General features: G+C 60.0%; 21 protein-coding genes and 1 pseudogene. 16 read left to right on the top strand and 6 right to left on the bottom strand.

Annotation, left to right across the window (positions count from 1 at the left end; translation table 11 throughout):
* The first annotated feature begins 102 nt into the window (after positions 1 to 102).
* The 7 genes from F8N85_RS19110 (at position 103) to F8N85_RS19080 (ending at position 7,954) form a co-directional block, all read left to right on the top strand.
* Positions 103 to 1,761 (top strand): Na/Pi cotransporter family protein, encoded by a 1,659-nt coding sequence (locus F8N85_RS19110; RefSeq protein WP_150805098.1) that lies wholly within the window; start codon positions 103 to 105, stop codon positions 1,759 to 1,761.
* Positions 1,762 to 1,864: 103 nt separating this feature from the next.
* Entirely contained in the window at positions 1,865 to 3,244 is a 1,380-nt protein-coding gene (locus F8N85_RS19105) for a M16 family metallopeptidase (RefSeq protein ID WP_150805097.1), read from the top strand.
* 91 nt (positions 3,245 to 3,335) lie between these two features.
* Positions 3,336 to 4,379, top strand: coding sequence for a DUF5924 family protein (locus F8N85_RS19100; RefSeq protein WP_150805096.1), 1,044 nt, complete (start codon positions 3,336 to 3,338; stop codon positions 4,377 to 4,379).
* A gap of 51 nt (positions 4,380 to 4,430) precedes the next feature.
* Complete coding sequence (locus F8N85_RS19095) at positions 4,431 to 5,579, top strand: ABC transporter permease (RefSeq protein ID WP_150805095.1); 1,149 nt, start codon at positions 4,431 to 4,433, stop codon at positions 5,577 to 5,579.
* A complete protein-coding gene (locus tag F8N85_RS19090) occupies positions 5,576 to 6,379 on the top strand; it encodes an ABC transporter ATP-binding protein (protein ID WP_150805094.1) in 804 nt (267 codons plus the stop codon). Before F8N85_RS19095 ends, F8N85_RS19090 begins: the two co-directional genes overlap by 4 nt.
* A gap of 1 nt (position 6,380) precedes the next feature.
* Positions 6,381 to 7,319: an MlaD family protein gene (locus F8N85_RS19085; protein ID WP_150805093.1), complete on the top strand. Its 939-nt coding sequence runs from the start codon at positions 6,381 to 6,383 to the stop codon at positions 7,317 to 7,319.
* On the top strand, positions 7,316 to 7,954 hold the full coding sequence (locus F8N85_RS19080) for an ABC-type transport auxiliary lipoprotein family protein (RefSeq protein WP_150805092.1): 639 nt from the start codon (positions 7,316 to 7,318) through the stop codon (positions 7,952 to 7,954). Before F8N85_RS19085 ends, F8N85_RS19080 begins: the two co-directional genes overlap by 4 nt.
* A gap of 17 nt (positions 7,955 to 7,971) precedes the next feature.
* Here F8N85_RS19080 and znuA read toward each other — a convergent pair whose 3' ends face one another.
* Positions 7,972 to 8,919: a zinc ABC transporter substrate-binding protein ZnuA gene (gene znuA / locus F8N85_RS19075; protein WP_150805091.1), complete on the bottom strand. Its 948-nt coding sequence runs from the start codon at positions 8,917 to 8,919 to the stop codon at positions 7,972 to 7,974.
* Between the two features lie 57 nt (positions 8,920 to 8,976).
* Between znuA and zur the strand changes: the two genes are divergently transcribed.
* The 4 genes from zur to F8N85_RS19055 are packed head-to-tail and all read left to right on the top strand — an operon-like array spanning position 8,977 to position 11,779.
* Positions 8,977 to 9,459 carry a zinc uptake transcriptional repressor Zur gene (zur, locus tag F8N85_RS19070; RefSeq protein ID WP_150805090.1) on the top strand — a complete coding sequence of 161 codons (483 nt, stop codon included), beginning with the start codon at positions 8,977 to 8,979 and terminating at the stop codon, positions 9,457 to 9,459.
* Entirely contained in the window at positions 9,459 to 10,244 is a 786-nt protein-coding gene (gene znuC / locus F8N85_RS19065) for a zinc ABC transporter ATP-binding protein ZnuC (protein ID WP_150805089.1), read from the top strand. The genes zur and znuC overlap by 1 nt, the downstream gene beginning before the upstream one ends.
* On the top strand, positions 10,237 to 11,025 hold the full coding sequence (gene znuB, locus F8N85_RS19060; protein ID WP_150805088.1) for a zinc ABC transporter permease subunit ZnuB: 789 nt from the start codon (positions 10,237 to 10,239) through the stop codon (positions 11,023 to 11,025). The genes znuC and znuB overlap by 8 nt, the downstream gene beginning before the upstream one ends.
* A gap of 37 nt (positions 11,026 to 11,062) precedes the next feature.
* The gene (locus F8N85_RS19055) at positions 11,063 to 11,779 is read left to right on the top strand and encodes a PA5502 family lipoprotein (protein ID WP_150805087.1); all 717 of its coding nucleotides are present in this window, start codon (positions 11,063 to 11,065) and stop codon (positions 11,777 to 11,779) included.
* 110 nt (positions 11,780 to 11,889) lie between these two features.
* Here the strand turns inward: F8N85_RS19055 and katE are convergent, their stop codons facing one another.
* The gene (katE, locus tag F8N85_RS19050; RefSeq protein ID WP_150805086.1) at positions 11,890 to 14,028 is read right to left on the bottom strand and encodes a catalase HPII; all 2,139 of its coding nucleotides are present in this window, start codon (positions 14,026 to 14,028) and stop codon (positions 11,890 to 11,892) included.
* Positions 14,029 to 14,292: 264 nt separating this feature from the next.
* Between katE and F8N85_RS19045 the strand changes: the two genes are divergently transcribed.
* The 3 genes from F8N85_RS19045 to F8N85_RS19035 all read left to right on the top strand — a co-directional run bounded on the left by F8N85_RS19045 (position 14,293) and on the right by F8N85_RS19035 (position 16,806).
* A complete protein-coding gene (locus F8N85_RS19045; RefSeq protein ID WP_150805085.1) occupies positions 14,293 to 15,300 on the top strand; it encodes a methionine ABC transporter ATP-binding protein in 1,008 nt (335 codons plus the stop codon).
* Positions 15,300 to 15,974, top strand: coding sequence for a methionine ABC transporter permease (locus F8N85_RS19040; RefSeq protein WP_150805084.1), 675 nt, complete (start codon positions 15,300 to 15,302; stop codon positions 15,972 to 15,974). The genes F8N85_RS19045 and F8N85_RS19040 overlap by 1 nt, the downstream gene beginning before the upstream one ends.
* Positions 15,975 to 16,035: 61 nt before the next feature.
* Entirely contained in the window at positions 16,036 to 16,806 is a 771-nt protein-coding gene (locus F8N85_RS19035; RefSeq protein WP_150805083.1) for a MetQ/NlpA family ABC transporter substrate-binding protein, read from the top strand.
* 183 nt (positions 16,807 to 16,989) lie between these two features.
* On the opposite strand, the pseudogene F8N85_RS19030 reads toward F8N85_RS19035, so the two are convergent.
* Positions 16,990 to 17,088: pseudogene (locus F8N85_RS19030) on the bottom strand (SCO family protein); the annotation flags it as partial.
* Between the two features lie 467 nt (positions 17,089 to 17,555).
* Between F8N85_RS19030 and F8N85_RS19025 the strand changes: the two are divergent.
* Together F8N85_RS19025 and F8N85_RS19020 are read left to right on the top strand one after the other, a co-directional pair.
* The gene (locus F8N85_RS19025; protein WP_150805082.1) at positions 17,556 to 17,825 is read left to right on the top strand and encodes a hypothetical protein; all 270 of its coding nucleotides are present in this window, start codon (positions 17,556 to 17,558) and stop codon (positions 17,823 to 17,825) included.
* A 161-nt stretch (positions 17,826 to 17,986) separates the two neighbouring features.
* Positions 17,987 to 19,093 carry an RHS repeat-associated core domain-containing protein gene (locus F8N85_RS19020; RefSeq protein WP_150805081.1) on the top strand — a complete coding sequence of 369 codons (1,107 nt, stop codon included), beginning with the start codon at positions 17,987 to 17,989 and terminating at the stop codon, positions 19,091 to 19,093.
* Between the two features lie 372 nt (positions 19,094 to 19,465).
* Here F8N85_RS19020 and F8N85_RS19015 read toward each other — a convergent pair whose 3' ends face one another.
* From F8N85_RS19015 to F8N85_RS19005, 3 genes are read right to left on the bottom strand one after another with little or no spacing between them, the layout of a single operon-like run.
* A complete protein-coding gene (locus F8N85_RS19015; RefSeq protein WP_150805080.1) occupies positions 19,466 to 20,101 on the bottom strand; it encodes an SCO family protein in 636 nt (211 codons plus the stop codon).
* The gene (gene cyoE / locus F8N85_RS19010) at positions 20,098 to 20,997 is read right to left on the bottom strand and encodes a heme o synthase (protein ID WP_150805079.1); all 900 of its coding nucleotides are present in this window, start codon (positions 20,995 to 20,997) and stop codon (positions 20,098 to 20,100) included. The genes F8N85_RS19015 and cyoE overlap by 4 nt, the downstream gene beginning before the upstream one ends.
* Entirely contained in the window at positions 20,985 to 22,064 is a 1,080-nt protein-coding gene (locus tag F8N85_RS19005) for a COX15/CtaA family protein (protein ID WP_150805078.1), read from the bottom strand. Before F8N85_RS19005 ends, cyoE begins: the two co-directional genes overlap by 13 nt.
* Positions 22,065 to 22,073: the final 9 nt, after the last annotated feature.

Below are 22,073 nucleotides of genomic sequence, written 5' to 3'. Positions count from 1 at the left end.
ATGCGATGCTGGCGCCCAGACCGTTAGCCAACTAAAGCTTAAGTACAGAACTTAGAGCGTCGCTTGCCCCTATGGGGCGCTTTTCATCCCAGGGGGCCCTGTATGCTGACCCTGCTCAATCTGCTCTCTGCCGTGGCCTTGTTGATTTGGGGCACGCACATCGTCCGAACCGGCATCTTGCGGGTCTACGGCTCGAATCTGCGCCACTTGATTGGCCAGAACATGTCCAAGCGCCCGCTGGCGTTTATCGCCGGGATTCTGGTGACCGCCATGGTCCAGAGCAGCAACGCCACCGCGATGCTGGTCACCTCGTTCGTTGGCCAGGGCTTGATGGCGCTGACGCCAGCCCTGGCAACCATGCTCGGCGCCGACGTCGGTACCGCGCTGATGGCCCGGGTACTGACCCTCGACCTGTCCTGGCTATCGCCGCTGTTGATTTTCCTCGGGGTGATTTTCTTTCTTTCGCGCAAGCAGACCCGTGCCGGGCAATTAGGTCGAGTCGGCATCGGTCTGGGGCTGATCATCCTCGCCCTGCAGCTCATCGTCGAAGCCGCGGCACCGATCACCCAGGCGCAAGGCGTGAAGGTGGTATTTGCTTCCCTGACCGGGGATATCCTGCTCGATGCCCTGGTCGGCGCGCTGTTCGCGATGATTTCCTATTCCAGCCTGGCAGCCGTCCTGCTCACGGCGACGCTGGCCAGCGCCGGGGTCATCAGCCTGCCGGTGGCCATCGGCCTGGTGATCGGGGCCAACATTGGCAGCGGGGTATTGGCCTTCCTCAGCACCAGCATGCAGAACGCCGCCGGCCGGCAAGTGGCGCTGGGTAGCCTGCTGTACAAACTGATCGGCCTGTTACTGATCATCCCGGTGCTCGATCCACTGGTGCATTGGATGGACACCCTCGACTACGGTCCGCAAGGCCTGGTGATCGGTTTTCATCTGCTCTACAACACCGTCCGTTGCCTGTTGCTGCTGCCCAGCGTCGGGCCGATGGCGCGGCTCTGCGCCTGGCTGCTGCCGGAGCGCCCGGAGACCAACGGCCTGGCTCGGCCGCGCCATCTGGACCTGACCGCACTGGTGACCCCAAGCCTGGCGCTGGCCAACGCGGTGCGGGAAACCCTGCGCATTGGCGACCTGATCGACAATATGCTCGAAGCGATGCTCGATGTACTGCGAGGCAAACAAACCGCCGTCACCCAGGAGGTGCGGCGCTTGAGTGACGATGTCGAGGCGCTCTACAGTGCGATCAAGCTCTATCTGGCGCAGATGCCCCGCGAGGACCTGAGCGAGCAGGACAGCCGGCGCTGGGCGGAAATCATCGAGCTGGCAATCAACCTCAAACTCGCCAGCGACCTGATCGAACGCATGTTGCGCAAGGTTCAGCAGCAGAAAACCTCTCAGCGTCGCTCCTTCTCCGACGTCGGCCTGGAGGAACTGGCGGACTTGCACAGCCAACTGATCGTCAACTTGCGCCTGGGCCTGTCGGTATTCCTCAGCGCCGACAAGGAAAGCGCCCGGCAATTGCTGCGGGAAAAACGCCGCTTCCGCGCTCAGGAACGGCGCCTGGCCCATGCCCATGTCAGCCGCCTGCAACGCAAGATCGTGCAAAGTATCGAGACCAGTTCCCTGCATCTGGAGTTGATTGCCGATATGAAGCGCTTGAATTCACTGTTCTGCAGCAGTGCTTACGTAGTGTTGGAAACCTCCGACACCGGGGCACTGGTGCTGGACGATATGGCGGACATCACCCATTCGCCTTGAACGTCTGGCGTTGGCGCCAGTCAGTAAGCATTGATCCCGGCTGAATATCATTCGCGGCCTGGCTGACGACATGGATCTTTAATTCTCCGCCTGGAAGCTCTTTATGCGTTGTCTGCTGTTGGCTTTGCTGTTGCTCGGCTCAACCCCTTCGTTTGCCCTGGATCGCTTCCAGGTTGAAGGCTACATGCTGCCCAACGGTCTTCAGGTGCTGCTCAAACCCGGCGGTGAACGCGGCCATGTGTCGATCCGTCTGGTGGTCGGGGTCGGTCTGGATGATTTCAGCTGCGCCGACAAGGAACTGCCGCACCTGCTCGAACATCTGCTATTCAGCGGCACCGACGCCAGCGGCGAAGGCGGGCTGGAAGAACGCATGCAGGCACTGGGTGGCGAGTGGAATGCGTTCACCAGTAACGCCGACACTACGTTCGTCATCGAAGCTCCGGCAAAGAACCAGCGCAAAGTCCTCGATCTATTGCTCGCGCTGCTGACCCACACCCGGATCGACGAAGCCGCTATCCATGCCGCCAAGCAAGTGGTCCAGCGCGAGGACGGCGGTCACTACACCCACTTGCAGCGTTGGCTGGATAGTCAGGACCTCGGCCATAAGGCCAGCAATCAGCTGGCGGTGGAACTCGGTCTGAAATGCCCCGAACGGGCCGAGGTCGACCGCTTGACCCAAGACCAACTGGAGCAGGTACGCAAAGACTGGTACGCACCCAACAACATGACGCTGGTCATTGTCGGCGACCTCGAGCGCCTGTTGCCCGCGTATCTGGAGCGCACCTATGGTCAGCTGGAACCGGTGGAGCCCAGCAAGCATCCGCCACTGCCGGAAATCAAGACCCGCGCTGAACTCAAACGCAACCTGATCCACGGCTGGCTCGGTGAGGGTGCCAAGCTGCACTGGCTGTTTCCCGAGCCGGTCATGGATAAGCAGCACGACGAAACCTTCGACTTGCTCAAGGACTATCTGGACTGGGCGCTGTATCGCCAATTGCGCCTTGCCCATGGGCTGTCCTACGGCCCCTGGAGCGAGCGCCAGGTGTTTGGCGGCGTCGGTTTTCTCAGCCTGAACGCTGACCTTGAGCGTGATGATCTGCCGCAGGCCGAGCAGGTGCTCGATGAGATGAAGGCCAGGCTGCTCAAGGACGGACTCGATCCCGCGACCTTTACCCGCCTGCAACAGGCCGCTGTCGCCCGTCAGGCATGGGCCGTGCAAGGTAATAGCGCGTCGGCGGATTACTACTGGAGCGCCCTCGGCGATTATGACAATGGACGTTTTGCCGATCCGGCCAAGCGCCTGCAAGCGGTCAGTCTCAAGCAAGCGAACCAGGCCATGCGCCAGTTGCTCGACCAGCCCGGCTACCTGCGGATCGAGAAGCCCTTGCTCACTTACGATCAGCTGAGTTGGCTGATCGGCGGCTTGCTGGGATTGCTTGCATTGGCGTTACTGGGTTGGCGAATTCATCGCAAAAAACACTAACCCTGTGGCGAGGGAGCTTGCTCCCTCGCCACAGGGGCACGCCACCGGTATTGTGTCGGAGATTTTTCCTACTAAGACTGCGAATAACCGAATGCCGAACTGGACTCCTCACATACAGCGCATCATGGAACTGATGAAGCGCTATCCAGGGGTGATTGCGCTCGGTGGTTTTGTCTCCGGAGTGGGCAGCTTCATGCTGGTGGATCGCCAGCAAGGTCTGGCGACCTGGATCACCGCCATCATGCTGGTGAGCTGGATCTGGCTGATGCTGGAACACAGCCTGACCAAACTCTTCACCAAGGTCTTCAAGCGCGAGATTCCCCAAACGTTGCTGCGTTATGCGACGCAGATGATTCACCAGGAAAGCCTGTTCTTCGTCCTGCCGTTCTACCTCGTCACCACCACCTGGAACAGCGGGCAATTGTTCTTCACCGGGATGCTCGGCGCCGCGGCACTGATTTCGATCATCGATCCGTTGTATTACAAATGGCTGGCGCCACGCCGCTGGCTGTTTCTGGCGTTGCATACGCTGACCTTGTTTGCCGCCTTGCTGGCCGCGCTGCCGATCATCCTGCACCTGACCACCGCGCAAAGCTTCAAGCTGGCACTGGGCATCGCCATGCTGCTGTCGTTCCCGAGCCTGGCGTCGAGCTTTCCGATCCGCAACTGGCGTAGTGGAGTGGCGTTGCTGGCCGTGACCCTGGCGGTCGGCGGCGCTGGCTGGTTGCTGCGCTCCTGGGTGCCACCGGCGACCCTGTGGATGACCGAGGTGGCAATCACCACTCAATTGCAGGACAGAACCCCCGGCGAGAGCCTGGAAGAAGTCAACGCCAGCCAGGTCCGCAGTAGCGGTTTGTATGCCTTCACCGCGATCAACGCACCCCGTGGGCTGAATGAGCGGATCTATCACGTGTGGAAATTCAACGGCAAAGAGGTCGACCGCATTGCCCTGGATATTCACGGCGGGCGCAAGGAAGGCTATCGGGCCTGGACCCACAAACAGGTGTTCCCGGACAATCCGGTCGGCAACTGGCAGGTTCGGGTGCTGACCGAAGACGGCCAGGTGATCGGTGTATTGCGCTTCAAGGTGACCGACGCAGGTCAAAACACCAAGGTGTCGAGCAAGGTAAAGTAACCGCTACCGTGGTATTACGTAGGACCGTGTAACAGCCAGAGCAAGGAGCTTATGACCAGCAGGACAATGGCCGGCAACGCCCGGCTGGATACCTCGAGCACCCCTGCGCAGTTGCGGGTCACGGGTGACTGGACGCTGGCCCACTACGCTGATCTCAAGCGCCTGAGCGAAGCACTTCACGGCCAGTACGACGACACCACCCATATCGACCTCAATAGCCTCGGCGCGCTCGACACCGCCGGCGCATCGGTGCTGGTGGAGCTGTTGGGCGCCGAACGCCTGGGCAAGTCCGCCGAACACCCCGATTGCAGCCTGTCCGCTGCCGATCGCGCGCTGCTGCAAACCGTTTACTGCTCGCTTGCCGACTTCTGCGTGCCGGTCAAAGAACCCGAGGTGAATGTCGGCATTCTACTGCTGACCCGGATCGGCCGCGCCGTCGACGCTATCTGGCAGGACACTCTGCAACTGCTGGGCTTTATCGGGCTGATCCTCGAAACCCTGGTGCGCGGGCTGCTGCGCCCCAAACGCTGGCGCATCACTTCGATGGTCGCGCACATCGAGCAAACCGGGCTGGACGCCGCTCCCATCGTGGCCTTGCTGACCTTTCTGGTGGGGGCGGTGGTGGCCTTTCTCGGCGCCACGGTACTGGCCAGTTTTGGCGCGAGCATCTTTACCGTGGACCTGGTCGCATTCTCCTTCCTGCGCGAATTCGGCGTGCTGCTGACCGCGATCCTGATGGCCGGCCGTACCGCCAGCGCCTTCACCGCGCAAATCGGCTCGATGAAGGCCAACGAAGAAATCGACGCCATTCGCACACTCGGCCTCGATCCGGTCGAACTACTGGTGGTGCCACGGGTTCTGGCGTTGTTGGTGGCCCTGCCGATGCTGACTTTTCTGGCGATGCTCTCGGGCATTGTCGGCGGCGGGGTGGTCTGCGCACTGTCGCTGGATATCTCGCCGGCGATGTTCCTTTCGCTGCTGCAATCGGACATCGGCGTTCAGCACTTTCTGGTGGGCATGGTGAAGGCACCGTTTTTCGCCTTCCTGATCGCTGCGATCGGCTGCCTGGAAGGCTTCAAGGTCAGTGGCAGTGCCGAATCGGTAGGCGCCCACACCACCTCCAGCGTGGTCCAGTCGATTTTCGTGGTGATTGTCCTCGACGCGGTAGCGGCGTTGTTCTTTATGGAGATGAGCTGGTGAGTCGTTTATCCCGTGCCCCCGCCGAGGCGGTGATCGAGGTCCGTGGGCTGTGCAATCGCTTTGGCAGCCAGAGCGTGCATGAAAACCTCGACCTGGATTTGTACAAGGGCGAGATTCTCGCCGTGGTCGGTGGCTCTGGCAGCGGCAAGTCCGTGCTGCTGCGCAGCATCATCGGTTTGCGCCGGCCCAGCGAAGGCTCGGTACGGGTGTTTGGCCAAGACTTGCCAAGCCTCTCGGAACACCAGCGATCGCTGGTGGAACGGCGTTTCGGGGTGCTGTTCCAGAAGGGCGCGCTGTTTTCCTCACTGACGGTGACCGAAAACGTCGCGTTGCCCCTGATTGAGCACGCCGGCTTGAGCCGCGCCGATGCCGAGCATCTGGCGGCGGTGAAACTGGCACTGGCCGGGTTGCCGCTGTCGGCCGCCGAGAAATACCCGGCCTCGCTGTCCGGCGGCATGATCAAGCGCGCGGCGCTGGCCCGCGCCCTGGCGCTGGACCCGGACATCCTGTTTCTCGATGAGCCGACCGCCGGCCTTGATCCGATTGGTGCCGCGGCCTTTGATCAATTGATCCTGACCCTGCGCGATGCCCTCGGCCTGAGCGTGTTCCTGGTCACTCACGATCTCGATACGCTGTACACCATTACCGACCGGGTCGCGGTGCTGGCACAAAAGAAGGTGCTGGTGGCGGATGTCATCGACAAGGTCGCCGAGACCGACGACGCCTGGATTCACGAATACTTCCATGGCCCTCGCGGCCGCGCGGCGCTTCAAGCCGCTACACAGCTCAACGAGGTATGACATGGAAACCCGAGCCCATCATGTATTGATCGGCCTGTTCACCGTGATTGTGGTGGTCGGCGCCTTGCTGTTCGGTCTGTTGCTGGCCAAGTCCAGCGTCGACACTGAGTTCAAGGACTACGAAGTGGTCTTCAATGAAGCGGTCAGCGGCCTGTCCAAAGGCAGCGCGGTGCAGTACAGCGGGATCAAGGTCGGCGACGTGGTTAGCCTGCGCCTGGACCCGAAAGACCCACGCCGGGTGCTGGCGCGTATCCGTCTGAGCGGCGATACCCCGATCAAGGAAGATACCCAGGCCAAGCTGGCGCTGACCGGGATCACCGGCACCTCGATCATCCAGCTCAGCGGCGGCACACCGCAAAGCCCCCGGCTCAGGGGGCGCGATGGCAAGCTGCCGGTGATCGTCGCCTCGCCATCGCCGATCGCCCGCTTGTTGAACAACAGCGACGACCTGATGACCAGCATCAATGAGCTGCTGCACAACGCCAACCAGATGTTCTCACCACAAAACGTCGAGCGCATCAGCAGCACCCTCGAACACCTGGAGCAGACCACCGGGGTCATTGCCGATCAGCGCGGCGACATCCGTCAGGCCATGCAGCAGCTGGCATCGGTCGGCAAACAGGCGAGTGCCACCCTGGAACAGACGTCCGCGCTGATGCGCAACGCCAACGGTTTGCTCAACGATCAGGGCAAGCAGATGTTCGGCAGTGCCGAACAGGCCATGCAGTCGCTTGAGCAGAGCAGCGCGACCATCAACAAATTACTCACGGACAATCAGGACTCGCTGAACAGTGGCATGCAGGGCCTCAACGGACTGGCCCCGGCCATGCGTGAACTGCGCGACACCCTGAGTTCGTTACGGACCATCTCCCGTCGCCTGGAAGCCAACCCCAGCGGTTACCTGCTGGGCAGCGACAAGCACAAGGAGTTCACCCCATGAAGGTTGCCCGCAACGTATTCGGCCCGCTTGCACTGATTGCCGGCTTTGCCCTGATCAACGCCTGCTCGATCCTGCCCAAGGTCGAGCCTGCTGATGTTTATCGGCTGCCCTCGGCGCAGAACAGCCTGCCGGCCTCTCAACACACTGGGTTGCCCTGGTCATTGCGCCTGGCCAAACCGCAGGCAAGCGAAGCCTTGAACAGCCCGAACATCGCCGTCGTTCCGCAAGGCGATCTGATCAGCAGCTACAAGGCTTCGCGCTGGAGCGACCCGGCGCCGACCCTGCTGCGCAACCATCTGTTCGATGGTTTTCAGCGTGAAGGACAGGTGTCGTTGCTCAGCACCGACGACAGTAATCTGCAGGCTGATTTTGAGTTAGGCGGGCAATTGCAGGCGTTCCAGACCGAATATCGGGGCAGCGCCGTGGAAGTGGTGGTTCGCCTGGATGCGCGACTGGTGCGCGACGCGGATCAACGCATCATCGCCAGCCGCCGGTTTGAAGTTCGTCAGCCCCTGGGCGACTCGAAAATCCCGGCGGTGGTGGCCGGCTTCGGCCAGGCCAGCGACAGGCTGACGAGCCAGGTGATCGGCTGGACGGTGGAGCAGGGGCAGCGTTACTCCCGGCAAAAACCCTGACCGTCATTGCGCGCGCCTTACAACTGCTCCAGGCATCCCGCCAGATCATTGCCGAGCTTTTCCAGCAACTGCTCATACCCTTGGGCAGTGGCGGGCGTGTAACCGCCCAATGCATCGAGTTCCGCCAGCTTCACCGGTAGACCCGCGACCAGCGTTTCGGCCAGCCGTGGACGCAGCGGGGGTTCACTGAAGACGCAAGTCTTGCCGACTTCCTGCAAGCGCTGGCGCATCGCCGCCACATGCTGGGCGCCCGGTTGCACCTCGGTCGCCACGCTGAATACCCCGGCATGCTTGAGGCCGTAGGCTTGTTCGAAATAATCGAAGGCCTCGTGGAAGACAAAGTAGGGTTTGTCTTTGATACCCGCCAATCGGGCCTTGAGGCGTGTGTCCAAGGCATCCAGGCGCTCATCGAAAGCTTTGCGGTTGAGTTGATAGCGAGCGGCGTTGGCCGGGTCGGCAGCACTCAGGTCCGCGGCCATCTTGGCCGCAATCACCCGGGCATTGAGCGGTGACAGCCAGAGATGGGCGTCCAGGCTGCCAGGTCGATGATCGTGATCATGCTCATCGGCGTGTTCGGTTTCTTGAGCATCTTCGGCATGGGAGGGGCTATCTTCGCCGAAATGGCGCAATTTCAGGCCCGGCAGGTCCTGCACGGCTATCGATGGCAAGCTGCGCCCCTTGAGCACCCGTGGCAGGAAACCTTCCATGCCCGGGCCGATCCAGTAGAGCAGGTCCACCGACTGTACCCGCCGAACGTCGGAAGGGCGCAAGGCATAGTTATGCGGGGACGCTCCCGGCGGCAGCAGCACTTCAGGAACACCGACTCCATCCTGCACCGCAGCAGCGATCAACTGCAGCGGTTTGATGCTGGTGAGGACCTTTACTTCGGCATGGGCCGCGCTGATCACGAACACACTGGCGATAAATACGACAAAAAGGGCAAAAAGTCGGGACACGATGACCACTCGGAGAGGCGAGAACGGGTAACATAATAACGTCTCTCACAAATATCGTCTCCGCTCATGCCTAATACACCGCTGGCCAGCCGTCCCCATGACCACTCTCACTGCGTGCACAGCGCACTGTCAGAAGCCGATGCACTCTGTGCCCGTCAAGGCTTGCGCCTGACCGCACTGCGTCGGCGGGTGCTGGAACTGGTCTGGCAAAGCCACAAGCCCTTGGGCGCCTACGACATTCTTGCGGTACTCAGTGAGCAGGATGGTCGCCGCGCCGCGCCGCCGACTGTTTACCGGGCGCTGGATTTCCTGCTGGAAAACAGCCTGGTGCATCGCATCTCGTCCCTCAACGCCTTCGTCGGCTGCAATCATCCGGAACACGCTCATCAGGGCCAGTTCCTGATCTGCCGTGAATGCCACGCCGCGATCGAACTCGAGCAAAAAACCATCAGCGATGCGATCGTCACCAGCGCTCGCGAGGTCGGTTTTGTGGTCGAAGGGCAAACCGTCGAAATCGTCGGTCTCTGCTCGGGTTGCCAGGGGGCTTGATGAGCACTGCGTTGATCCGTCTAGACAAAGTGGCGGTAACCTTTGCCGGGCAGCAAGTGCTGGAAAATATCCAGCTCAGCGTCGAGCCAAGGCAAATCGTCACCTTGATCGGCCCCAATGGGGCCGGCAAGACCACCCTGGTCCGCGCCGTGCTCGGCCTGCTCAAGCCGGACAGCGGCAGCGTCTGGCGCAAGCCGAAGTTGCGGGTGGGTTATATGCCGCAGAAGCTGCATGTCGACCCGACACTGCCCCTGTCCGTCCTGCGCTTTCTACGATTGGTGCCGGGCGTCGATCGCGCCCGAGCCTTGGCCGCGCTCAACGAAGTCGGTGCTGAACAGGTGATCGATAACCCGGTGCAAAACATCTCCGGTGGCGAAATGCAGCGCGTGCTGCTGGCCCGCGCCTTGTTGCGCGAACCGGAACTGCTGGTACTCGATGAGCCGGTGCAAGGCGTCGATGTCGCCGGCCAGGCCGAGCTGTACAGCTTGATCACCCGGCTGCGCGACCGACACGGTTGCGGGGTGCTGATGGTTTCCCACGACTTGCATCTGGTCATGAGCACCACCGATCAAGTGGTCTGCCTCAATCGCCATGTCTGCTGCTCCGGGCATCCCGAGCAGGTCAGCGGCGATCCGGCGTTCGTCGAGCTGTTTGGCAAGAACGCGCAAAGCCTGGCGATCTATCACCACCATCACGATCACGCCCATGACCTGCATGGCGCGGTGGTCAGTGAGGCCCCGGCGGCCCACGCCCATGTCCACGGAGATAGCTGCAAGCATGGCTGATTTTCTGTTTTACGCTTTGCTGGCAGGCCTGGCCCTGGCACTGGTCGCGGGTCCCTTGGGCTCGTTCGTGGTCTGGCGCCGCATGGCCTACTTTGGCGACACGCTTTCCCACGCGGCCTTGCTCGGGGTTGCCCTCGGGTTTCTGCTGGATGTCAGCCCGACCGTGGCCGTCACCGTCGGCTGCCTGCTGCTGGCCGTGTTGCTGGTGACCTTGCAACAACGCCAACCACTGGCCTCCGACACTTTATTGGGAATTCTCGCACCGAGCACCCTGTCTTTAGGCCTGGTGGTACTAAGCTTCATGCATGAAGTGCGGATCGACCTGATGGCCTATCTGTTCGGCGACCTGCTGGCGATCAGCCCGAGTGATCTGGCGTGGATCCTCGGCGGCAGCACGGCGGTGTTGCTGTTGCTGGTGTCACTGTGGCGGCCACTGCTGGCAATCACCGTGCACGAAGAACTGGCCACGGTCGAAGGCTTGCCGGTGGCGGCGTTGCGCCTGACCTTGATGCTGTTGATTGCCGTGGTGATTGCGGTCGCAATGAAGATCGTCGGCGTTCTGCTGATTACTTCGTTGCTGATCATCCCCGCGGCCGCGGCTCAGCGTCATGCTCGATCGCCGGAGCAAATGGCCCTGGGCGCAAGCCTGCTGGGCATGCTCGCAGTATGTGGCGGTTTGGCGATGTCCTGGTTCAAGGACACTCCGGCCGGCCCATCCATCGTTGTCACGGCTGCCGCGCTGTTTCTGCTGAGTTTTGTCCTGCCCCGGAGAGGGGTGTAGACTTGCTCGCTTTTTGCGCAATTAGAGAGTCGCAGGAATGAAGCCGTTCGCCTCACGTTATCTGCTCCTTGTCGCATTTTCCCTGCTGCTGGGTGCCTGCCAAAGCACGCCGCCCGCAGCCCCCGAGGTCTCGGATAGCCGGGCAGCGGCCATCGCGCAGCTGGAGCAAAACCTCGCCAGCAGCGAGTTGGCCACCGCGGAAGATCAACTGAGCACCTTGCAGGCCCAATCGCCCAATGACCCGGTGCTGGAGCAGTATCAACGGCAATTGGCCGAGGCTTACTTGCAACGCAGCCAGATCGTCCTGCAAAAAGGCGACGTCAATGCTGCCGCTACCGCGCTGAGCCGCGCCCGGGTATTGATGCCCAAGGCCCCGGCGCTGACCGGCGGCGTCAACAGCGCCATCACCCACGCCCGCAAAGCCGAGCTGGATAAAGCCGAAGCCGCCCTGAGCGCCGCGGAGCCCAAACCCGTCGCCAAAGTCATCGACCCTACCGCCGAAAGCACCACCGTTGCCCTGAACCTCACCGACATCGCCAAGCTGCGCAAGCAACTCGATGCCATTGCCGCTGACGTGGTGAATTACCAATGCGATGTGAGCATTCAGGCGCCGCGCACCCAGGACTATCCGTGGCTGGCCACGCTGCTGAGCAAACGGGTGAAAAAGCTCGACGCCGATTTTGATCTGCAGATCCAGCGCCAGATCCTGCGCCACATTCCGGCGCAGATGGTTTTGAGTCCGCGCAAGCCATAAACAAAAACTTCGCGGGCAAGCCCGCTCCCACAGGGACAGTGCACAATCTGTGGGAGCGGGCTTGCCCGCGAAGACGATCTACCTGTCACCCAAGCATTTGGGGATAACCACTAAGCCGGAATCGCCTTGGCCTTAGGCTCCCGATCCCAGACCCGATGCTGGGCAATCGCCGCAAAGAACGCCTTCAACGCCTTGGCATCCCCGCCGACAATCAATCCCGCATCCGCCTCCAGTTTCAGTACATCCAGCAGCTGTTTCGCTTCACCGTGCAAGGCAATTGCCTTCAGGTGTTTGTACGCCTCCAGCACGTAATGCAGCGCCACGCCATCGGTGCTCAAGGCCTGTACCGACTTGGCCCCACCGGGCACAAACACCGCGTCGAACGCCACTGACGGCAACCCCTCCATGGAGGCATCCACCGCGAGGCTTTTGCCGTCCGAAGTGGTTACCGGAGCGGAAGTCGGGCCGAGCAATTTGGCATGGGCGCCTTCGGCTTCCAACGCCTTCTTCAGTGCGGCAATCGCCGCGCCATCGACACCGTCCGCCGCCAGGATCGCCACTTTGCGGGTTTTGATATCCCCCGAAAGCAGGTTGACCTGACTCAAGGCCGGCGACTCGGCCAGCGAGGTTTTGCGTTCGGCCATTGTCCCGGCTTTCGGTGCCGGCAAGCCAAGGTTCTGCGCCACGCGACCCGCCAGTTGCAGATCGATATTGGCCAGCACTTCGTTGACTTCACGCTCGCGAATCCATAGCCGCTCGACCTTGCCCAACTCGAAGCTGTACGCGGCGATGATGTGCTCCTGCTCGTGTTTGCTCATGCTCTTGAAGAACAGCCGGGCCTGTGAGAAGTGATCGCCGAACGACTCGCTGCGCTGACGGATCTTCTGCGCGTCGATGCGCTCCGGGTAGCTCTCGAACCCACCGTCCTGAGCGGCCGGAGGGGTTTCCAGTGGCCAACCGCCGTCGATGGAGTTCGGCTCATAGGAGGCGCGGCCCTTGTCGATGGTCATGCGATGCATGGCGTCACGCTGACCATTGTGGAACGGCGCCACCGGACGGTTGATCGGGATCTCGTGGAAATTCGGCCCGCCCAGTCGGCTGATCTGCGTGTCGGTGTAGGAGAACAGCCGACCTTGCAGCAGCGGGTCATTGGAGAAATCGATGCCGGGCACGATATGCCCAGGGCAGAAGGCAACCTGCTCGGTCTCGGCAAAGAAGTTGTCCGGGTTGCGATTGAGCACCATTTTGCCCAGCGGGGTAATCGGCACCAGTTCTTCCGGGATAATCTTGGTCGGATCGAGCAGGTCGAAGTCGAAGCTGTGTTCGTCTTCTTCAGCGACGATTTGTACGCCGAACTCCCACTCCGGATAGTCGCCGCCTTCAATCGACTCCCACAGATCGCGACGGTGAAAATCCGTGTCCTTGCCCGCCAGTTTCTGCGCTTCATCCCAGACCAGAGAACAGGTCCCGGCTTTTGGCCGCCAGTGGAATTTGACGAAAGTGGATTTGCCCTCGGCATTGATCATGCGAAAGGTGTGCACGCCGAAACCCTGCATGGTCCGCAGGCTTTTCGGAATCGCTCGATCGGACATGGCCCACATCACCATGTGCGCAGACTCTGGCTGCAAGGAAACGAAATCCCAGAAGGTGTCATGGGCCGAACCACCGGTGGGTATTTCATTATGCGGCTCGGGTTTTACCGCATGGACAAAGTCGGGAAACTTGATCGCATCCTGGATAAAGAACACTGGCATGTTGTTGCCGACCAGATCGAAGTTGCCCTCGTCGGTGAAGAATTTCACCGCGAAGCCGCGTACATCACGCACGGTATCGCCGGAACCGCGAGGGCCCTGGACCGTTGAAAAACGCACGAAAACCGGGGTTTTCTTGCCTGGGTCCTGCAGGAAGCCGGCCTTGGTCAGCGCCGTATGGGCTTCATAGGTCTGAAAGTAACCGTGAGCGCCGACACCACGAGCGTGGACGATGCGCTCGGGAATCCGCTCGTGGTCAAAATGCGTGATCTTTTCACGCATGATGAAGTCTTCCAGCAGCGATGGCCCGCGAGCGCCGACCCTCAAGGTATTTTTGTTATCGACGACCTTTACGCCCTGGTTGGTGCGCAACGCCTGGTCGGTGGCATCCGAGCGAAACGTTTCCAGACTTTGCAGTTTGGCGTTGGTGTTGCCCCGGTCCAGGGTGTCGGTTCCGGCCAGTTGGCTCTTCGTTGGGGCAGGCTTCTTGGTACTCATCAGATAAGAACTCCTCGTTTGCGATTCCCGGCGCTCCCGGGTTTCATGGGCAAAGTCCCCGGGCACGGCACCTGGGAGATTTCGAGTTGCTTAACTAATGACTGGCACCGATTTGCGCCGTTCCTTTTTTATGACCTTTGATCGCGTTATTGCCAAATGAAAGGATGATTACGAAATAAATGCTAAGAACCTCTATACGGACAGGCTAAAATGCGCGCCCGGCTAACCGCTGACCCTTTCTAACGCGCCCACAAGGTTCGCTACGTGATCGAGTTTCAAAACGTCCATAAAACCTACCGGGTTGCCGGCAAGGATATTCCTGCCCTGCATCCGACCAGCCTGCGTGTCGAGGATGGCCAGGTATTCGGCCTGATCGGCCATTCCGGCGCGGGAAAAAGTACCCTGCTGCGCCTGATCAACCGCCTGGAAGCCCCGAGCGGCGGCAAGATCTTCGTCGATGACGAAGAAGTCACCGCGCTCGACGCCAATGGTCTGCGGCGTTTCCGGCAGCAGGTCGGGATGATCTTCCAGCACTTCAATCTGCTGGCGTCCAAGACTGTTGCCGACAACGTTGCGCTGCCACTGACCCTGGCCGGCGAATTGTCCCGCAGCGAGATCGACCGACGTGTTGCCGAGTTGCTTGCGCGAGTAGGCCTGGCCGACCACGCGAAAAAGTACCCGGCACAGTTGTCCGGTGGTCAGAAGCAGCGTGTCGGCATCGCCCGCGCGCTGGCGACCAAGCCGAAAATCCTGCTGTGCGACGAAGCCACCAGCGCCCTTGATCCGCAAACCACGGCGTCGGTCCTGCAATTGCTGGCCGAGATCAACCGCGAGTTGAACCTGACCATCGTACTGATCACCCATGAGATGGATGTCATCCGTCGGGTCTGCGATCAGGTGGCGGTGATGGACGATGGCGTGATCGTCGAACAGGGCACGGTGGCCGAGGTGTTCCTGCATCCCAAGCACCCGACTACCAAGCGCTTTGTACAAGAAGACGAGCAGATCGATGAAAGCGAACAACGCGATGACTTCGCCCACGTACCTGGCCGCATAGTGCGCCTGACCTTCCAGGGTGAAGCGACCTACGCGCCATTGCTGGGTACCGTCGCCCGCGAAACGGGTGTGGACTACAGCATCCTTGCCGGTCGTATCGATCGCATCAAAGACGTCCCTTACGGGCAACTGACCCTGGCCGTCACCGGTGGTGACATGGAAGCCGCATTCGCCCGCTTCACCGCGGCGGACGTCCATATGGAGGTGCTGCGCTAATGGAGCCCTTGTTGAGTTTCTTCGCCAATGTCGACTGGTTCGAAATCTGGCTGGCCACCGGCGACACCCTGCTGATGCTCGGTGGTTCGTTGCTGTTCACCGTATTGTTCGGCCTGCCACTGGGGGTGTTGCTGTTCCTCTGCAGCCCGCGTCAGTTGCTCGAGGCCAAAGGCATTTACGCGCTGCTGTCGCTGGTGGTGAACATCCTGCGCTCGTTGCCATTCATCATTCTGTTGATCGTGATGATCCCCTTTACGGTACTCATCACCGGCACCTCGCTGGGTGTGGCCGGTGCGATTCCGCCGCTGGTAGTGGGCGCGACGCCTTTCTTCGCGCGACTGGTGGAAACCGCGCTGCGTGAAGTGGATCGCGGCATTATCGAAGCGACCCAGGCCATGGGCGCGACGACGCGGCAGATCATCATCAATGCCTTGCTGCCGGAAGCGCGGCCAGGCATTTTCGCGGCGATCACGGTGACGGCGATTACCCTGGTGTCCTACACCGCGATGGCCGGTGTGGTCGGCGCGGGTGGCCTGGGTGACCTGGCGATTCGTTTCGGTTACCAGCGTTTCCAGACCGATGTCATGGTGGTCACGGTCGTGTTGCTGCTGGTGCTGGTACAGATGCTGCAAACCGTCGGCGATAAGCTGGTGGTGCACTTTTCCCGAAAATAACTGTAACCGCCAGCCACGGCTGGCAGGCGCCTGAACCGGCGCCTAACAAGGAGTTAGCTGGATGAAAAAACTACTCGTCGCTTTCGCTGCCGTTGCAGCGTTTTCCGCCCATGCACAAACCCTGACCGTGGCCGCAAGCCCGGTGCCGCACGCGGAAATTCTGGAGTTCGTTAAACCGGCTCTGGCCAAAGAGGGCGTCGACCTCAAGGTCAAGGTCTTCACCGACTACATCCAGCCGAACGTACAAGTGGCCGAGAAGCGCCTGGACGCCAACTTCTTCCAGCACCAGCCGTACCTGAATGAGTTCAACAAGGCCAAGGGCACTAACCTGGTGAGCGTTGCCGGCGTGCACCTGGAGCCGCTGGGTGCTTACTCCAGCAAGTACAAAACCCTCGCAGAACTGCCTGGCGGTGCCAACGTGGTGATCCCGAACGACGCCACCAACGGCGGCCGCGCCTTGCTGCTGCTGGCAAAGGCCGGGCTGATCCAGTTGAAGGAGCCGAACAATATTCTTTCAACCGTGCGGGACATCACCGAGAACGCCAAGGACCTGAAGTTCCGTGAACTGGAAGCCGCCACCATCCCGCGCGTGCTGACCCAGGTCGACCTGGCGCTGATCAACACCAACTACGCGCTGGAAGCCAAGCTCGATCCGGCCAAGGACGCACTGGTCATCGAAGGCAAAGACTCGCCTTACGTGAACATCCTGGTTGCCCGCCCGGACGACAAGGATTCCGAGGCCATGAAGAAACTGGTGACCGCCTTGCACAGCCCGGAAGTGAAGCAATTCATTCTGGAGAAATACAAAGGCGCGGTATTGCCAGCGTTCTGATGTAAAACGGGGTGCAATCGCTGCACCCCCGCTTGCTGTAAATCCCTCCGCACAAAAAACTCAAGATCAAAAGATCGCAGCCTGCGGCAGCTCCTACACAAAAGCGTGTACACCCGTTGATTCGCGGGTGTCGCGATCCCCTGTAGGAGCTGCCGCAGGCTGCGATCTTTTGGGGCCAGCAGGTTAGTTACGCTGCAACATCGCCGGCAACTGAACCACCAGTTTCCGGTTGTTCAACGGCGCTCGAATGAAACCACGCTGGGTGCCGTCCGGGCCGATCACGTGCCTTCCTTCGCAATACCGCTAAAATCCACATCCCACAAAGCTCAAGATCAAAAGATTGCAGCCTGCGGCAGCTCCTACAAAAGCGTGTACACCTGTTGATTCGCGGGTGTCGCAATCCCCTGTAGGAGCTGCCGCAGGCTGCGATCTTTTGATTCTTACGCCAGATACAGAATTCCCTGTCGCACCTGAACCTTGCACCGCTCAAAGGATGAAGCTTATAGTCCGCCGGTCGCCCATATGGCGATCGGGTTTGGCGATCCGAAGTTAAATGGCAGAAGCACTTTCAGCGCTTTTGCTGAGAACTGCTGCGCACGAAACGCTGCTTTATGGCGGCTGTGCGCGGGAGACCTTCGGGTCTGCCGGTTTTCTCCATTTACCCGGTTCGCCAACCTGCGTACAGCTGCCACCCTTTCGTTTGGCGACGATTGAGTGGTGGTTCTCTGTAGTAAATTGGAGGTTTACCCATGAATCGCTACATGCCCGTCACAGGAATTGACAATAATTTCCACGCTCTGCTCATCGACACCGAAGCGCCCCTCGACGTATTACACGACACCGCCGCCTACCGCATTAGCGCCGTCACCCAATTACTGGAAAACCTCGCCATGCGCGAAGAGATCAGCAGCGACGCGATGGTGCTGCACGACTTCGCTCGGGTGCTTGCGATTCCGCTGCGCGACGGTTGCGATTTAATGGACGTGATCGGGCGGCGATTGCAGGCGCAGATTTCTTAAGATCAAAGCGTATTCTCTGTAAGCGGACTTGCTCTAATGCCTGGTAGTAAGGGCAAGACCGCGTACTCTGTCCCTCGTCCTAGCAGTTCTGCTAGTAGACAGCCTTCGTAATACCTTCGAACCTGAACACCCTGCACCAAGGACCTTCAGGAGTTCAGCCCATGTCTGCTAAACGTGAAGTCGTACTCTGCCATTACCGCTACGACCCGCTGGACCGACTCATCGACACGACACCGACGAGAGATGTCGAGCTTCAGCGCTTTTACTGCAAAAGTCGTCTAGCCACTGAGATACAGGGCCTGCTGCAGCGTTCAATTTTTCAACAAGACGATCAAATATTGGCGCAACAACAACGACAGGGCGACGCGATCGAGACCTCACTATTGGCAACAGATCAACAGCGCTCGGTGTTGCAGACTCTTAGGGCCAATCAACCCCGACCGATTGCCTACTCACCTTACGGCCATCGACCCGCCGAAAGCGGTTTGCTGAGTTTGCTGGGATTCAATGGCGAACGCCCGGACCCGATCACCGGGCATTATTTGTTGGGCAATGGTTATCGGGCGTTTAATCCGGTGTTGATGCGGTTTAACAGCCCGGATAATTTGAGTCCGTTTGGGAGGGGTGGGTTGAATCCGTATGTGTATTGTTCAGGTGACCCGGTAAATCTATATGACCCCACTGGGCATTGGCCTGCTTTCATGACGCGCCTAGGGACAACCCTGCGCAGAATTGCTGGTGGAAGACCAGCAAAGGCAACTGAAAATACGCATGCGCTAGCGAGACCGTCAGTTGCTGGAAGCGTGAGCTCTATAGGAAGTTTTAGCTCTATGGGATCTATGAATACAAAGACTACAAGCCTGGCAAGCTATGGGAGTAAGACGTCTATAGTGAGCAACAATTCTGATAAAGCAATGTTCTCCAGCTCAGCGCGTGCCGAAGTTGTTGATAACAACAGGTCGGCAACTTACGGACCAATAAGTAAAACTGAAATTCACCAAGAAATTGGATGGGCCCAGACAAGAGTTCACAAGGCAAGCGAAGACGTACAGAAAAGCGCTCGTGCTTGGGGAGTGGGTGTATCCAAGGATGATCTGCTGACAACCAGCTTAAAAGATAAAAATAGAGAAATAGATGCAAGTATCGGAAAACTACAAAAATCACTTGTCGAACTGGATATGTGGAACAAGCAGTTGAATAGTATTCCGGCGCCCTACTACGACTCTCCGGCTCATAAAAATAGAATAGTACGAAGCTCAACTTCATAGTGAGCACAGCAGTGCAAAACCTCTCACAATATAACGGGGCTGCCGCAAAAACCGAGTGCAACACCTGGCCCATTCGGCAAGGCACGGCGATGCCCTATAAAAAACTCGGAATTGATGAATACGCTACGATTCAAGTGAGCCAATGTCGCGGTTCAGGGTGAAATGGCCCGCAGTTACCGGCGGCAAGCCGATTTGAACGTTTCCCCGCAGAGCGTGGGAACGATCAAAACGCACAACCTTGTGGGAGCGCGCTTGCCCGCGAAAGCGTCAGTCGGCACAACATATGTGTTGCCTGAGATGACGTCTTCGCGGGCAAGCCCGCTCCCACAGGTTGGCTGTAGGCCAAAGGGCGGCGTCCGCCTGAAGAGTTTCCTACTTACGCTGCAACATCGCCGGCAACTGAACCACCAGTTTCTGGTTGTTCAACGGCGCTCGAATGAAACCACGCTGGGTGCCGTCCGGGCCGATCACGGCCAGGTTGCCGCTGTGGTCGACGGTGTAGTTGGGCTTGCTGGTATCCGCCGGAATGAACGGAATGCTCACGGCATTGGCGAGTTTCTGCACGTCCTCTACCGTAGCGCCGGTCAGGCCTTTGAAGTCCGGGTCGAAGTAGCCCAGGTACTGCTTGAGTTGCTTGGGATTGTCACGGGCCGGGTCGACGCTGACCAGGATAATCTGCAGCTTGTCGACCGCCTCCTTGGGCAACTCGCTCTTGATCTGCCGTAACTGGGCGAGGGTGGTCGGGCAGATGTCCGGGCAGAAGGTGTAGCCGAAGAACAGCAGGCTCCATTTGTCTTTCAGCTCGTTGACCGTCACGGCCTGGCCATCCTGGTCAACCATCTGCAGATCCGGCAACTGACGACTTTGCGGCAGCAGGATGATCCCGGCATCGATCAGCGCGGTCGGGTCGCCCTGACCTCTGCCATTGAGCACTTTGTTGACGGTAAGTCCCAGGATCAAAGCCACCAGGGCCACGAGAATAAAGACGGTTTTCTGAGTTCGAGTCATAGGCTCAACAATAGGTAGTGGTCTACGAGCAGCGCGATAAACAGCAGGAACAAGTAGTAAATAGAGTACTTGAAGGTGTTGATCGCCGCGTGCGGCCGAGTGCCACGGTACAGCACGAAGGCCCATTGCAGGAACCTCGCGCCAAGGCCCAGCGCACAAATCAGGTAAAGCATGCCGCTCATGTGGATGACAAAAGGCAGCAGGCTGACCGCGAGCAGGACGAAGGTGTAGAGCACGATGTGGACTTTTGTGTAGTGCTCGCCATGGGTCACCGGCAACATCGGGATATCCGCCTTGGCGTATTCCTCCTTGCGATGAATCGCCAGCGCCCAGAAGTGCGGCGGGGTCCAGGCGAAAATGATCAGTACCAGCAGCAGCGGCTCGGCACTGACATGCCCGGTGACGGCGACCCAGCCGAGCAACGGTGGAGCGGCGCCGGCCAGCCCGCCGATGACAATATTCTGTGGCGTGGCGCGCTTGAGGAAGCCGGTATAGATCACCGCGTAGCCGAGCAGCGAGGCCAGGGTCAGCCAGGCGGTCATTGGGTTAGTGAAGACCAGCAGCACGGCCTGGCCAGCCAGCGCCAACGCAAAAGCGAAGGTCAACGCCGCGGCTGGCGAAACCCGCCCTTCGGCCAGTGGCCTTTTATGGGTCCGGGCCATCACCGCATCGATCCGCCGGTCCACCACATGATTGACCGCCGCCGCGCCCCCCGCGCACATCGCGATCCCCAGATTGCCGAACACCAGCACCGTCCACGGCACCCCGGCTCGCGTAGCGAGAAACATCCCGACCAAGGAAGTGATCAACATCAGCACCACCACCTTGGGTTTGGTCAGCTCCAGATAGTCACGCCAGATTGCCTGACTGTGACGTTCGCCGATCAGAGTCGCCATGGCATCTCTCCTTTTATTGTTATGGGGCCGCCTGATTGTTTGCGCCGGGTGAGCCGCCAACGTACAGGGACCTGATGCTTGACCCGAACCAGGCTGGTTCGCGCGTGATAATTGACCAGTACCAGCGTCAGCAGCAACGCTGCTCCGCCAGCGTTATGGGCGACCGCAACCGGCAGCGGCAGATGAAACACCACATTGCTCACTCCCAGGCTGATCTGTACGGCCAGCGCCACCAGCACCAGACCGGCAAGGCGGCTCATTCCCACTGCCCGCAATTGCCACGCCAGCCCCAGCAGCACCAGGGTGACCACCAGCGCGCCAATGCGATGGGTCAGGTGAATCGCGGTGCGGGCATCGCTGTCCAGCTGGCCACCGAGGTAATTGGGCCCGATGTGCTGGGTCAAGTGAAAGCCATTGGCGAAGTCGGCGGCCGGCAGCCACTGCCCATGACAGGTAGGAAAGTCGATACAGGCCACTGCCGCATAGTTGGAGCTGACCCAGCCACCGAGGGCGATTTGTCCGATCACCAGCAATAACCCCGCAGTCGCCCAGTACTGCAGGCGCCGCGGTACGGTCAGCGCCGGCAATACCCCGGACAGGCGCAGCGTCAGCAAAAACAACAGGCTCAAGGTGGCAAAACCGCCGAGCAAATGCCCGGTGACCACTTGTGGCCAGAGCTTGAGGGTCACCGTCCACATGCCGAACGCCGCTTGAGCGCACACCACCGCCAGCAAAAACAGCGGTAGCTTCAATGGATGCCCCGGATGATGACGATGGGTCCAGGCCCGTGCGGCCAGCAACACAATCAGCAACCCCAGGGCCCCGGCGAAGTAGCGGTGGACCATCTCGTTCCAGCCCTTGTGGGCCTCTACCGGCGCATCGGGAAAGTGCAGTTCGGCATGGGCCAGCTGGGCTTCGCTTTTCGGCACACTGATAAAACCGTAGCAGCCCGGCCAGTCCGGGCAGCCCAGCCCGGCATGGGTCAGCCGGGTATAGGCGCCGAGTAACACCACTACCAGTGCCAGCAAAGTGGCAAACAACGCGAGGCGAAATCCAGGTTTGGCCATGACGATGCC

Source organism: Pseudomonas fluorescens (genome assembly GCF_902497875.1).
Lineage (GTDB): Bacteria > Pseudomonadota > Gammaproteobacteria > Pseudomonadales > Pseudomonadaceae > Aquipseudomonas > Aquipseudomonas fluorescens_BR.
The sequence above is the reverse complement of the archived record's forward strand: the minus strand, read 5'-3'. Positions and strand labels throughout refer to the sequence as shown.